Origin of the sequence: Pedobacter alluvionis (assembly GCF_003664035.1) — a bacterium.
GTDB classification, from domain to species: Bacteria; Bacteroidota; Bacteroidia; order Sphingobacteriales; family Sphingobacteriaceae; genus Pedobacter; species Pedobacter alluvionis.
The window spans coordinates 574,874-588,516 of record NZ_RCCK01000014.1 but is presented as its reverse complement, the minus strand read 5'-3'; the positions used below and the strand labels follow the sequence as shown (position 1 = coordinate 588,516).

At 38.1% G+C, this 13,643-nt stretch carries 13 protein-coding genes; 7 read left to right on the top strand and 6 right to left on the bottom strand.

Going from position 1 to position 13,643, the window contains the following annotated elements; translation table 11 throughout:
* Positions 1-32: 32 nt before the first annotated feature.
* Complete coding sequence (locus BCL90_RS21865; RefSeq protein WP_121287203.1) at positions 33-563, bottom strand: hypothetical protein; 531 nt, start codon at positions 561-563, stop codon at positions 33-35.
* Positions 563-2,086: a 2,3-bisphosphoglycerate-independent phosphoglycerate mutase gene (gene gpmI / locus BCL90_RS21860; RefSeq protein ID WP_121287201.1), complete on the bottom strand. Its 1,524-nt coding sequence runs from the start codon at positions 2,084-2,086 to the stop codon at positions 563-565. The genes BCL90_RS21865 and gpmI overlap by 1 nt, the downstream gene beginning before the upstream one ends.
* A 173-nt stretch (positions 2,087-2,259) precedes the next feature.
* Between gpmI and BCL90_RS21855 the strand changes: the two genes are divergently transcribed.
* The 4 genes from BCL90_RS21855 (at position 2,260) to BCL90_RS21840 (ending at position 5,259) form a co-directional block, all read left to right on the top strand.
* Positions 2,260-2,658, top strand: coding sequence for a DUF4783 domain-containing protein (locus BCL90_RS21855; RefSeq protein WP_121287199.1), 399 nt, complete (start codon positions 2,260-2,262; stop codon positions 2,656-2,658).
* A 159-nt stretch (positions 2,659-2,817) separates the two neighbouring features.
* On the top strand, positions 2,818-3,660 hold the full coding sequence (gene nadC / locus BCL90_RS21850; protein ID WP_121287197.1) for a carboxylating nicotinate-nucleotide diphosphorylase: 843 nt from the start codon (positions 2,818-2,820) through the stop codon (positions 3,658-3,660).
* A 49-nt stretch (positions 3,661-3,709) separates the two neighbouring features.
* Positions 3,710-4,357: a glycerol-3-phosphate 1-O-acyltransferase PlsY gene (plsY, locus tag BCL90_RS21845; protein WP_121287195.1), complete on the top strand. Its 648-nt coding sequence runs from the start codon at positions 3,710-3,712 to the stop codon at positions 4,355-4,357.
* A gap of 95 nt (positions 4,358-4,452) precedes the next feature.
* Positions 4,453-5,259, top strand: coding sequence for a M48 family metallopeptidase (locus tag BCL90_RS21840; protein ID WP_121287193.1), 807 nt, complete (start codon positions 4,453-4,455; stop codon positions 5,257-5,259).
* 344 nt (positions 5,260-5,603) lie between these two features.
* Here the strand turns inward: BCL90_RS21840 and BCL90_RS21835 are convergent, their stop codons facing one another.
* From BCL90_RS21835 to BCL90_RS21820, 4 genes are all read right to left on the bottom strand, one after another.
* A complete protein-coding gene (locus BCL90_RS21835; RefSeq protein WP_121287191.1) occupies positions 5,604-6,860 on the bottom strand; it encodes an anthranilate synthase component I family protein in 1,257 nt (418 codons plus the stop codon).
* A 483-nt stretch (positions 6,861-7,343) separates the two neighbouring features.
* Complete coding sequence (locus BCL90_RS21830; protein WP_121287189.1) at positions 7,344-8,624, bottom strand: adenylosuccinate synthase; 1,281 nt, start codon at positions 8,622-8,624, stop codon at positions 7,344-7,346.
* Positions 8,625-8,662: 38 nt separating this feature from the next.
* Positions 8,663-9,160: a Fur family transcriptional regulator gene (locus BCL90_RS21825; RefSeq protein WP_121287187.1), complete on the bottom strand. Its 498-nt coding sequence runs from the start codon at positions 9,158-9,160 to the stop codon at positions 8,663-8,665.
* A 206-nt stretch (positions 9,161-9,366) separates the two neighbouring features.
* Positions 9,367-11,574 (bottom strand): RelA/SpoT family protein, encoded by a 2,208-nt coding sequence (locus BCL90_RS21820; RefSeq protein ID WP_121287184.1) that lies wholly within the window; start codon positions 11,572-11,574, stop codon positions 9,367-9,369.
* A 110-nt stretch (positions 11,575-11,684) separates the two neighbouring features.
* On the opposite strand from BCL90_RS21820, the gene BCL90_RS21815 reads away from it, so the two are divergent.
* Genes BCL90_RS21815 through bshB1 form a run of 3 tightly spaced genes read left to right on the top strand, consistent with a single transcriptional unit; the run spans position 11,685 to position 13,542 of the window.
* Positions 11,685-12,299: a DUF4294 domain-containing protein gene (locus BCL90_RS21815; RefSeq protein WP_121287182.1), complete on the top strand. Its 615-nt coding sequence runs from the start codon at positions 11,685-11,687 to the stop codon at positions 12,297-12,299.
* A gap of 6 nt (positions 12,300-12,305) precedes the next feature.
* Positions 12,306-12,818: a glutathione peroxidase gene (locus BCL90_RS21810; protein WP_121287180.1), complete on the top strand. Its 513-nt coding sequence runs from the start codon at positions 12,306-12,308 to the stop codon at positions 12,816-12,818.
* A gap of 7 nt (positions 12,819-12,825) precedes the next feature.
* Positions 12,826-13,542: a bacillithiol biosynthesis deacetylase BshB1 gene (gene bshB1, locus BCL90_RS21805; protein WP_121287178.1), complete on the top strand. Its 717-nt coding sequence runs from the start codon at positions 12,826-12,828 to the stop codon at positions 13,540-13,542.
* The last annotated feature ends 101 nt before the right edge of the window (positions 13,543-13,643 follow it).

Here is a 13,643-nt window from a genome sequence, read left to right as displayed (position 1 = left end):
TGGGGCCTGAATATTTTCGAGTCCCATTTTTTTTATTTCAGTTTTCCGATAACTGAATACTTTTTTTCCTTTAGCAATCTGATTTTCTGCTGTTTTTTGATTTCGTATAAGCTATCAGGGCAGTAGGTTAAAGTATCCTGAGATTGGTATAAGATATTTTTATTATCAATTATGATCTCTATTTTACCTGCTTTCTGGCCTTTCCAGGTTATAGAAATCTTCTTGACAGGGATTTTTTTATTATCGGAAGTGTAAATGTCTACTCCATCTTGTTCTTTAGTTTTAAAACTACCTTTCCATGAGGTTTTATTGATATCGGCATTAACAAAAATGGCAAGTTCCTTTGTCCAATCTGTAATTTTGGCTTTTTTATGTTCCGCTATACCATTTATAATCACCGTTTTATCTACCTCGGGATTTAAACGCTGCAAGCGTGAAATTTCTTTTCCGAAATAACCCTTAACATCGAAATAACTTAAACTGGTATTCGCTTCAGCTTCTTTTCGCTGGTTGCATGAAAACAATGCCAAAGCAAATACCGGGATAAAAAGTTTTTTAACCATTATACTAAAACATTTCCTGTCATTTCTGCCGGAATAGCTACACCTAATATTTTCAGAACAGTAGGGGCAATGTCGCCTAATTTACCATCTGCAATGGTTTTATAGTCTTTATCAATTAGAATACAAGGTACCAGGTTGGTGGTATGCGCAGTATTGGCAGATCCATCGCCATTCACCATAAATTCGGAGTTTCCATGATCGGCTAAAAGGATAAACGAATAACCATTTTCCAAACCTTTGTTTACCACGGTTTCAGCACATTTATCTGCGGTTTCAACCGCCTTTACTACTGCCTCAAAAACGCCGGTATGTCCAACCATATCTGGATTGGCAAAGTTTAAACAAATAAAATCAGCCCATCCTGTTTCCATTTCTTTGGTAATGGCATCGGTAATTCCTGCTGCACTCATTTCAGGTTGAAGATCGTAAGTTGCTACTTTCGGTGAAGGAATTAAGATGCGTTTCTCATTGGCAAATTCAGCTTCTCTTCCGCCAGAGAAGAAAAAGGTTACATGAGGATATTTTTCAGTTTCAGCAATACGGATCTGATTTTTATTATTATTGGCCAATACTTCACCGATGGTTTGGATTAAATCATCTTTGGTGAAAATTACATTTACCTTTTCAAAGCTCTCATCGTAGGTAGTCATGGTAACATAATACAATGGTAGTTTATGCATTTGCTGCTCCGGGAAATCCTTCTGTGTTAATGCTGTTGTAATCTCACGTCCTCTGTCTGTGCGGAAATTGAAACAGATTACCACATCATCATTTTGAATGGTCGCTACCGGAGCACCATTATCTTGTGTTAATACTATTGGTTTTAAAAACTCATCAGTTACGCCATCGGCATACGATTTTTTGATTGCAGCTAAAGCATCCTGGGTTTTTTCGCCAATACCATTTACCATTACATCATAAGCTTGTTTAACGCGCTCCCAACGATTATCGCGGTCCATAGCATAGTAACGGCCAACCATGGTTGCTAATTTAGCGTTGGTGTTTTGGATATGGTTTTCCAGATCAGTAATAAAGCCCAGACCAGAGTTTGGATCTGTATCACGCCCATCCAAAAAAGCATGTACAAAGGTGTTTGGTACATTAGCTTCATTTGCGGCATCACATAAAGCTTTTAAATGTTCGATATGGGCATGTACCCCGCCGTTCGAAACCAGGCCAATGAAGTGAACTGCTTTATTATGCTGCTTTGCATAATCGAATGCACTTACCAAAACCGGGTTGTGGTGCAATTCTCTGTCGGCAATCGATTTGTTGATTCTTCCAAGCTCCTGGTAAACTACTCTACCTGCGCCTAAGTTCATGTGTCCAACTTCTGAATTTCCCATTTGTCCGGCTGGTAAGCCTACTGCTTCACCAGATGCTTCAAGCCTGGAATTTGGGTATTTCTGTAATAATGAATCGAAAAAAGGAGTATTGGCAGCATATGCAGCATCAGAATTATCTTGTTTTCCATAGCCCCAGCCATCTAGAATTATAAGCGCGAGTTTTTTATCGTTTACCATTTTTATTGTAAAATTTATTGATCCAAATCAAAACATTTTCATGTATAACATGGTTTAATATTTTGTTTATATGGCAAATATAACTTTATTGATGCTTATACAAATGAAGAAATCCTTTTTTTGATATGCTAATGGCATAATTTTAGCTATAGGGTTCTGTATAAAATACAGAAATGATCCGGAGCTTATTTTTACTCGTTATTAGTTTATCGTCATTATATTACCCTACAGCCATCCAAGCAGATATAATTGATGATTTATCTTCGTATTTTAAAGCTGGCAACTCAAAAGAAATTGCTAAAAGTTTCGCCTCAACCATCGAACTTATCATTGTTGATGAAGAAGATGTATACTCAAAAGCACAGGGTGAACAGATTTTGAGAGATTTTTTTATTAAACACCCTCCGGTAAAAACAAGTATTTTTCATAAAATCAACACAAATCCAAATTATCGTTTTGGCGTAATTATTTTAAGCACTGCTAAAGAAACCTTCCGGGTTTCTATCACCATGAAAAAATTCAATACCAGCTTTTCAATTACTGAATTAAGAATTGAACCGGCTAAGGATTAATTGGCCAGGCAGGACTTACAGAATTTTGCCAACGCTATGTCTTGCCAATTTCATAAGTCGCGTAAGCTAGGACTTCTGAAGTTTACAAATTCACTTTAACCCGTCAGTAAATTGCCTGCTAATAAATAATTCTTATTTTTGCGGCATAAAACCTATATTTTGGATACTCAACTTATACATCAGTTCATAAAAAATGCCCTTGCCGAAGATGTTGGTGATGGAGATCATACTTCACTTTCAACAATTCCAAACGGAACACAGGGAAGAGCAAAACTGATTATCAAAGAAGATGGTGTTTTGGCTGGAATTGAATTGGCTCTTGAGATTTTTAAGGAGGTTGATGCCGAATTGGAAGTTAATGTATTGCTACAGGATGGTGTTGCTGTAAAAGTAGGTGATATTGCCTTAACCGTTGCTGGAAGTACGCATGCTATTTTAATAGCCGAACGGTTAGTTTTAAACTGTATGCAGCGTATGAGTGGCATTGCTACTAAAACCCATCGTATTGTTTCACTATTAAAAACAACTAAAACCAAAATTTTAGATACCCGCAAAACCACTCCTGGTTTGCGTTATTTAGAAAAATGGGCAGTTAGGATTGGTGGGGGGGTAAACCACCGCATTGGTTTATATGATATGATCTTAATCAAGGATAATCATGTAGATTATGCAGGAGGGATTTCAAACGCCATTACTGCTGCGCAAAAATATCTGATCGACCAGAATAAATCACTACAGATCGAAATTGAAGTTAGGAACTTAGAGGAGTTATCGCAGGTTTTGGCTATTGGTGGTGTGGACCGTATTATGCTTGATAATTTTAGTTTTGAAAACTTAAGAACTGCCGTTGCATTAATCGACGGGAAATTTATTACAGAAGCTTCCGGAGGAATTACCGAAGAGAACGTTGCAGAATATGCAGCTTGTGGAGTAGATTTTATTTCGATGGGCGCACTTACACATTCTGTGAAAAGCCTGGATATGAGTTTAAAAGCATACTAAAGTGATTTGCTATAAAATTGAAAGCTTATTTTTTGTATCATTGTAGGCTATGGTTACGGTTTATTCTCTCAGCGCGTTATTAATCGCTTACCTTTTCGGATCTATACCAACAGCTGTATGGCTTGGTCAGGCCTTCTATGGCGTTGATGTAAGGGAATACGGAAGTGGCAATGCTGGTGCAACCAATACTTTTAGAGTACTGGGCAAAAAAGCCGGAATTGCTGTTATGATCATTGATATTGCCAAAGGCTATACTGCGACCAATCTTGCCTATCTGATCGGCATGTCGGTTACCGGACCACAAAATTCAGTTGTTTTTGTTAACTACCAACTCGCCCTGGGTGTAACCGCGGTAATGGGACATTTATTTCCTGTTTTTGCGGGTTTCAGGGGAGGAAAAGGGGTAGCCACACTTTTTGGAATGATTTTAGCAGTTAACTTCGAAGCATCTATGCTTTGCGTTCTGGTTTTTGTGGTGGTATTGCTGTTAACTAAATATGTTTCACTAAGCTCTATTTGTGCCGGATTTACTTTTCCGCTAAGTGTAGTTTTCTTGTTTCAGGTTTCCATCAAATCTGAAGTGCTTTACGGCATGGTGGTTTGTATTTTAATCTTAGTTACGCACCAAAAAAATCTCGAAAGATTGCTGAAAGGCAAAGAGTCTAAAGTGTATTTGTTTAGGAAGAAGACTGATTAATTAACAAAACACATTTCTTTAAAACTTATTTACAGGCTTACTGTTTAATCATCGGTTCTACCTATAAGTATTACTAATCATTTAAAAACGCATTTATGAAAAAGTTATTTTTAACAGTAAGTGTTGCTGGGATCTTATTATTTAACTCCTGTTCTACCGTTCCTTTAACAGGGCGTAGTCGATTTGATCTGGTAAGTAACGATCAGGTTTTGCCAATGGCATTCCAAGCCTATAGTACCTTTTTAACAGAAAATAAAGCAACCGTTTTACCCGCTTCAAATGCCCAGGCCTTAAAAGTAAAAACCATTGGAAGCAGGTTAATTACAGCTGTAAAATCCTATATGAACAGCAATAATTATGGTAACCTGATTGCTGATTACCAATGGGAAGTAAATGTGGTACAGAACAACGAGAAAAATGCATGGTGTATGCCAGGAGGGAAGATCGTGGTTTATACTGGTATTTTGCCTGTTACCCAGGATGACGCTGGTTTAGCAACGGTGATGGGACACGAGATTGCACACGCTATAGCAGGTCACTCGGCAGAACGGATGTCGCAAGAGATGGTTGCCCAGGGTGTTGGCGCAGCAGCGGGAGTTGCTTTATCTAAAAACCCTAAAACGCAGTCTATTTTTAATACCTTATATGGCGTTGGTACACCAGTTGCGATGTTGAAATTCAGCCGTAACCAGGAATTGGAAGCCGATCGTTTAGGCTTGATTTTTATGGCCATGGCCGGATATAATCCGCAAAATGCGACCAGTTTCTGGAATAGAATGTCGGCTGCATCTGCAGGCGCCCAAAAGCCAGCTGAATTTTTAAGCACTCACCCAAGTGATGCTACACGTATTGCGCAGATTCAGAAATACTTACCTGAGGCGCAGCAATATTATAAGAAATAAGGTTGAAGGCTGAAGGTAAAGAGGTGGAAGGTTTTGCATGGTGCAGAATTTTCTGCCTTTTTTGTTTTCCGAAAATTGTCATTCTGAGTTTACGAAGAATCTACAATTCGAAAGTGTAAAAAGATTACAAGAGGATATAGCAAGAAATAAAAAGATTCTTCACTGCGTTCAGAATGACATACTCTAACGTCCTGCTCTTAGCGTCTCGCTAAGAGCTTTTTATTTGAATAATAAATTAGGAGTAGTGGTTAAGTCGTAGCGAGACGCTACAACTAGGGTAGAAAAGATTCTTCACTGCGTTCAGAATGACAAACTGGCTAATGAATGAATGGTAAGTGAAGCAATTAACCGCCCAGCACCTTTAAAATAGCACTGGCTTTCAACAGACATTCTTCATATTCCAATACTGCATCACTTTGATAAGTAATCGCTCCTCCGACCTGAAAGGATAGGTAGCTAGATTCAGCATTGTATAAGATGCTGCGGATAACCACATTAAAATCGAAGTCTCCATTAGGACTGATGCAGCCAAAAGAGCCAGAATAAATACCTCTTTTAGTGACTTCATATTCTTCAATTAACTTCATGGCTTTAACCTTTGGAGCCCCCGTCATGGAGCCCATTGGGAAAGCATTTTTAATGGCATCGATAAAATGGACTTCTGGATTTAGGTCACAGCTAATGGTAGAAATCATCTGGTGCACCTGTGGAAAGCTGTAAATGCCGAATAATTCGTCGACTTTAACAGACCCCTTAACGGCTGATTTAGTAAGGTCATGACGTACCAGGTCAACAATCATTACATTTTCTGCCTGTTCTTTAATGTCGTTTCTAAGCTGCAGTTTTATGGCTTCATCTTCTGCCTGATCTATGCTTCTTCTGGCAGTGCCTTTAATAGGCTGTGAGGTAAGTTTCGATCCACGTTTGCACAAAAATCTTTCTGGGGTGGCAGATAAAATATAGTTGCCATAAATCTTAAAATAACCTGCAAAAGGAGTGGGAGAGACTTGATTTAGCGCCTCAAAAGTTTGAACCGGATCTATTTCGGCATCTTCTGCAAAAAACTCCTGGCAGAAATTGACTTCGTAAATGTCTCCCTTTATAATGTGACTTCTTAAAGCTTCAACTTTATGAATATATTGATCTTTCGATAATCTTTGTGAAATTTGTATGGCTTTTGATGGTTTCTTGTCTTCAATAGAATAAGATTCAATCTCCCCTAAAACTGACAGATTACCAAGGAGAACTTCGGCTTTACCATCCTTAAAAGCAATCAGGTGTTTTGGAACAAAAAAGTATAAATCAGCAAAATTTAATCCATCAGGATGATTAGATTGAAGATCTTCGATTTCGTTTTTCAGGTCGTAACTGAAAAAGCCGAAGATCCACTGCTGATGTTGAGAATGAAAACTTTTTAGCTCATCAAATGCATTTCCTGCTCCGCTTTTTAATTCTGCATTAGCACCGGCCGCGATAATGAAGTCGTAAGCTGAATAAGCATCTTTGTAGTTATTTGAATCTAAAAAGCAGCAAACCTCGAACTGGTTGGCCCATTGTAATGCTTTTTGTTTGAAATCGGATATGTTTTGCGGGGTTTTCAAGCTGCCGCAAAGGTAAAAATAGAGATGGTAATTGTAAGAAATTAATTTTTATCTTTTTGAAGAGCAATATAGTCCTCGTTTGAAAAAAAGAATTGGTTAAAAAAGCGATTTTATCGCTTAATTCATCTACTCACATTACAAATGTGAATCTCTGGCATCCTCGTTATAAATGAGGACGATCAGGGTTTTCTCATAGCACTTTCATTCAGATAAAACGTCATTTCGAGCGGAGTGCAACGGAGTCGATAAATCTGTTTAGATAGATCTCTCCATTTCGCTACGCTTCAGTCGAGATGACGGTAACGTGTAGTTAAGTAATCCTGAAGCCCTATTGCATTAAGATTCCCGCCTGCGCGGGAATGACGATTTTTTTTATAATAATAACTAAAAAACAAAAAAGCAACCCAATTATGGATTGCTTTCTTATATCGGTCGTTATGCTGATCCGATAGCTATCGGATCAGCATGACGAATCGAGTATTTTTAACGTAATTCCAGCGTTTGTGCTCTATCTGGTCCTACTGAAAGGAATTTAATCGGCACTTCTAATTCTTTTTCTAAGAAAGCAATATAATCGCTCAATTTAGCTGGAATTTCATCTACAGAAGTAATTTTAGTTACATCAGTAGCCCAACCGTCAATTGCTTTCAATACTGGTTTTGGTTCGATAGATATGATATCATACGGCATGTAATCAATTGTTTCGCCATTATATTCGTAATGCGTACAAGCATAAATGGTATCAAAAGTATCCAATACATCAGCTTTCATCATAATTAATTCGGTTACACCGTTTAACATAATGGCATATTTTAATGCAGGAAGATCAATCCAGCCACAGCGACGGGCACGACCTGTAGTTGCACCAAATTCATGACCTAATGCGCGTAAATTTTCGCCAACTTCGTTATCTAATTCAGTAGGGAAAGGGCCGCCACCAACACGTGTGCAATATGCTTTGAAGATACCATAAACGGCTCCTACTTTATTCGGCGCAATACCTAAACCAGTACAGGCACCTGCAGTTGTAGTGTTACTAGAAGTTACAAAAGGGTATGAACCGAAATCTACATCCAGTAACGTTCCCTGAGCACCTTCTGCTAAAACCGCTTTTCCTTCTTTTAAGAAACCATTCACATAATGTTCGCTATCTACGTGAGGGATGGTTTTTAAGAATTCGATTGCTTCAAAGAATGATGCTTCTTTTTCCGCTAATTCATATTCGAAGCCTTCGTAATGAGAAAGGATTTCAGTATGTTTTTCTACTAGTTTAGCATAACGGTCTTTAAAATCAGGTAGTGTAGTATCGCCAACGCGTAAACCGTTACGGCCAGTTTTATCCATATAAGTTGGACCGATACCTTTTAAAGTTGATCCAATTTTATTTTTACCCATGCGTGCTTCATTAGCAGCATCCAATAATTGGTGGGTTGGTAAAATTAAGTGTGCTTTACGGGCAATCACCAATTTGCCATCGGCAACCGGATCATGACCAGCTTTTTTTAAATTATCTAACTCTCTTTTTAGGATAATAGGGTCGATTACTACACCATTACCAATAAGATTCATGGTTTTTTCGTTAAAAATTCCTGAAGGAATTGTATTTAAAACGAATTTTTTGCCATCAAACTCTAAAGTATGTCCGGCATTTGGGCCACCCTGAAAACGGGCAATAAGATCATATTTTGGACTTAGTACATCAACGATTTTTCCCTTTCCTTCATCACCCCATTGCAGGCCGAGAAGTACATCTACTTGCGTCATTATTTAATAAATTAAGCTGGTTTTATTTGTATTTTGATTTAATTTTCTACACTTTTCGCGGCTGTCGCTGCACTTTCGTTTACTTTTCTGGCCATACTGCAATCAGAGCAGAAACCATAAAGATTCAACGAATGATGTTTAACATCAAATTTTAAAAGATCACCAACCATGGTTTGGATCTGGTGGATTCGGGGATCGCAGAATTCTACTACTTTACCACATTCGATACAGATTACGTGATCGTGCTGGCGGTAACCATAAGATTTTTCGAATTGTGCCATGTTTTTACCAAACTGGTGTTTGGTAACTAAATCGCAGGAAACCAATAACTCCAATGTATTATAAACTGTAGCACGGCTTACGCGGTACTTTTGGTTTTTCATGTGGATATAAAGGGTTTCTACATCAAAGTGATCGTTTCTTGAATATATTTCTTCCAATATAGCGAAACGCTCTGGTGTTTTACGTAGATTTTTGTTTTCTAAATAAGCCTCAAAAATCTTGCGAACGAGCTCATTTGTTTTTTGTTCAGACATAGTTTTTAAACTCCATTCAAAGGTAGGTAAATAGTTTTGAAAAATGATTACACCGATGAAATGATTACATAGATTTGAATTGTTATATTGTTGGATTGTTGAAATAAGTCGGAGGTTCGGGAGACAGAGGTCCGAAGTTCAATCTGTCAAATAGCGTGTTCCTTAGCATCTAAACTTCGGACTCCGGACTAAAAACTTCTGACTAACTAGGCATCAAACCTTGTTACTCCGGTTACCCCTCTAACTTTTAATAAATTTTTAATCAGGTTTTCCAGGTGTTCGGTATCGTTTACGAAAATCATAATCGAACCATCAAAAATCCCCTCATTGGTATCAACAGTAATCGAGCGCATATTTACTTTAAAGTCGGTAGAGATAACCCTGGTGATGTTGTTGATCAAACCGACATCGTCAATACCAACAATCCGTAAGCCTGTTAAAAAGGTTAATTCCTGTTGTTTGTTCCATTTGGCTTTTACCACACGATACCCATAATTGGCCATTAACTGTGCTGCATTTGGGCAATTGGTACGGTGAATCTTTATACCTTCACTCACGGTGATGAATCCAAAAACATCATCGCCAGGAATGGGGTTACAACAGGCTGCCAAGGTATAATCAATACGCTGCATATCTTCACCAATCAGTAAAATATCAGATTCTCCGCCTTTTATTTTACTCTTGATTCCATCCACAGAAAGATTCTCAGGTCGCTCCGGGCTGCGGTTTTCGACTTCTTTCTCGCTAGACAGGTATTCTTTTATGTCTTTCAGCTCGATTTTGCCCAAGGCAACATTTACAAAAAGCTCTTGTGTAGAAGGTAGCTTAAAGAAATAGCTAAGCTTTTGTATATTATCGGTGTTGTAGGTGATTTTTAACGATTTGAGCTTTCTTTCCAGGATTTCTTTCCCGTTTTCAGCAATTTTCCGCTTTTCTTCTTTTAAAGATGACTTAATTTTAGATTTGGCTTTGGCGGTAACCACCACATTTAGCCAATCTTCTTTAGGGGTTTGTTTGCTCGAGGTGATAATCTCTACCTGATCGCCATTTTGTAGTTTATATGAAATAGGAACCAGCTTGTGGTTTACTTTAGCACCTATACAGGTTGCGCCTACATCGGTATGGATCTCGAAAGCAAAATCCAATGCGGTTGCGCCTAAAGGCAACTGGATTAAAGCACCTTTTGGTGTGAAAATAAAAATCTCATCAGAGAAAAGGTTCATCTTGAAATCGTCAAGGAAATCTAAAGCATTGGCTTCTGGATTACTCAACATTTCGCGAACTTTCTGGATCCACTGATCCAGACCGTTATCGTTACTTGATTCTTTATATTTCCAGTGTGCAGCAAAACCTTTCTCCGCAATTTCGTTCATGCGTTGTGTACGGATCTGTACCTCAACCCATTGTCCGCGTGGACCCATTACCGTGGTGTGCAAACTTTCGTAACCATTTCCTTTTGGTGAGGAAACCCAATCGCGTAACCGATCCGGATTTGGGCGGTATAAATCGGTAACAATAGAATAAGCTTTCCAGCAATCGGCCTTTTCATTTTCCGGGGCCGAGTCCAAAATAATCCGGATGGCAAAAAGATCATACACCTCTTCGAAAGGGATATTTTTCTTTTTCATCTTGTTCCAGATGGAGTGGATTGACTTCGGCCTGCCGTAAACATCGGCAACTAAACCTTGTTCGTGAACAATTTCATCAATAGGCTCTACGAATTTTTTGATGAAAAGCGCACGTTCTGCTTTTTTCTCGTTTAATTTTTTTGCAATGAATTTGTAAGTATCAGGATCAAGATATTTCATTGAAAGATCTTCCAATTCTGATTTTATGGCATATAAACCCAATCTATGGGCTAATGGAGCGTATAAGTAAATGGTTTCTGAAGCGATTTTAAGCTGCTTGTGGCGGGGCATAAAATCCATTGTACGCATATTGTGCAAACGATCTGCAAGTTTGATCAGGATTACCCTCACATCATCAGCCAAAGTGAGCAGCATTTTACGGAAATTCTCGGCCTGTAAAGAACTGTTGGTATCGAAAACACCCGAGATTTTGGTTAAGCCGTCGATAATTTTAGCGGTTTTTTTACCGAACTCACGTTCAATATCTTCTAAAGTGATATCGGTGTCCTCTACCACATCGTGTAGTAAGGCGCATACTATTGAGGTTGTTCCCAGGCCAATTTCTTCGGCAGCAATTTGCGCGACAGCGATAGGGTGGTAGATGTAAGGTTCGCCAGATTTACGGCGCATATCTTTATGGCTTTCCAGTGCCATATCAAAAGCTTTTCTGATTTCTTTTTTATCGCCCTTTTGTAAAGTAGATTTGCTTGCCCGTAGTAATGCCCTATATCTTTTTAGAATCTCTTGCTTTTCCGCCTCTAAATCAATCACTAACTCTGTTTTCATTTGTATTTTTTGCGTAAAAATTTGCGTCTTATTTATGAATAAAACTTATATTAGTTTTGTGAAACAACTAATATATGAAATAACACCTAACTTTGTAAAAGTATAAATTTATGAAATTTAAAGGGCTCTTTTTTCTTTGTATTGTAATGATTTGTAGCATTTCGCTATGGGCCCAGGATCCTGTTGCTCCAGTATTCCCTAAATTAGGAAAAAGTGATACAATTAAAGTAGCTTCAACAAACGATAATGGTGTTATGATTCCCTGGATGCAACTTAATGAGGTTAACATTTACGCAGCCAGAATCTGGAAATCGCCAGCAGAACAGGCTGCCTATAACCGTTTAAGGTATAACGTATTAAAAGTAATGCCTTATGCGCTGTTTGCAAAACGGCGTTATGAACAATTAGAGCAGGATTTGGCCCGGACTCCTGAGAAAAAAGAACAGAAACAACTGGTTAAACAATGTGATAAAGAAATTAAAGACATGTTTAACCGTGAAATAAAAGAATTAACAATTACTCAAGGTCAGATTTTAACAAAACTGATCGACCGTGAAGTGGGCAGAACAACATACGATATAGTAAAGCAAACAAAAGGAGGTTTCGCTGCATTTTCTTATCAGATTGTTGCCCGCGTGGTAGGACATAATTTAAAAAGTACTTACAATCCAAATACAGATAGGGATATAGAATCTATTATCCGTACCTCAGGATTTTATCAATAACATATAATGCAGGATCGCATTCCGAATATTTATTCTTTTAAGGTTAAGAAAATTAATGGCGAAGAACAGCCTTTATCAGCCTATCGCAACAAAGTTGTTTTGATCGTAAATACCGCATCAGAATGTGGTTTTACGCCGCAGTTAAAAGAATTACAGCAACTTAAGGATGAGATTAATAGCCCTGATTTTGAAATTCTGGGCTTTCCCACAAATGATTTTGGAAAACAAGAACCTTTAAATGGGTCTGATATCGCATCTTTTTGCGAGATTAACCATGGTGTAAAATTCCCTGTTTTTGAAAAGATTATGGTCCGTGGCGAACATGCTCACCCACTTTATCAGTTCCTGAGCGATAAAAAGCAAAACACAAAATTAAGTTCGAAACCCCGTTGGAACTTTCATAAATACCTGCTAAACAAAAATGGCGAACTGGAAGATTATTTCTTGCCCTTCACCAAGCCGTTGAGTTCGAAAATTAAAAAGAAAGTTCAGCAGCTGCTGAGCCAAAATACCCAATAATTACATCATGAAGTTAGATATTTTAGTTATAGCCGTGCATCCTGATGATGCAGAGCTTTGCTGTTCCGGTACTATTTTAAAACATATTGCCCTTGGTAAAAAAGTTGGAATTGTAGATTTAACCAGAGGCGAACTGGGTACGCGTGGTACAGCAGAAACAAGAGATGAAGAGGCTGCAGACTCTGCAAAAATTTTGGGCTTACATGTTCGCGAAAATTTAAGATTGAGAGACGGATTTTTTCAGAATGATGAATTTCACCGTTTAGAAGTAATTAAAGCCATCAGAAAATATCAACCCGAAATTATTTTAAGCAATGCTTTGGAAGACCGTCACCCTGATCATGGAAGGGCAGGAGACCTGGTTTATGATTCGGTTTTTTTATCAGGTTTGCCAAAAATTGAAACGTTGATAGATGGTGTTAAACAAGAGGCCCACCGCCCGAGGTTGTTATTGCAATACATCCAGGACAGATACTTGAAGCCTGATATTATTGTAGATATATCTGACCACATGGATAAGAAAATTGAATCGATCAAAGCTTTTAAAACACAGTTTTATAATCCTGATGTAGATGATTTGCAAACTTATATTTCATCGCCGGAGTTTTTCGAAAGCGTAATTGGCCGTTCAAGAGAATTCGGTAAAAGCATTGGCGCCACTTTTGGCGAAGGCTTTACTTCGCGGAAATTGTTAGGTGTTGATAATTTGTTTGATTTAAGGTAGAAAAATTTGTCATTCTGAGCGCAGAGAAGAATCTTTCAGGTAAATGCACTAACGCAAATACAACAAATTTTTTTGTACTCTTATCGTGCGAGGCACAAAGC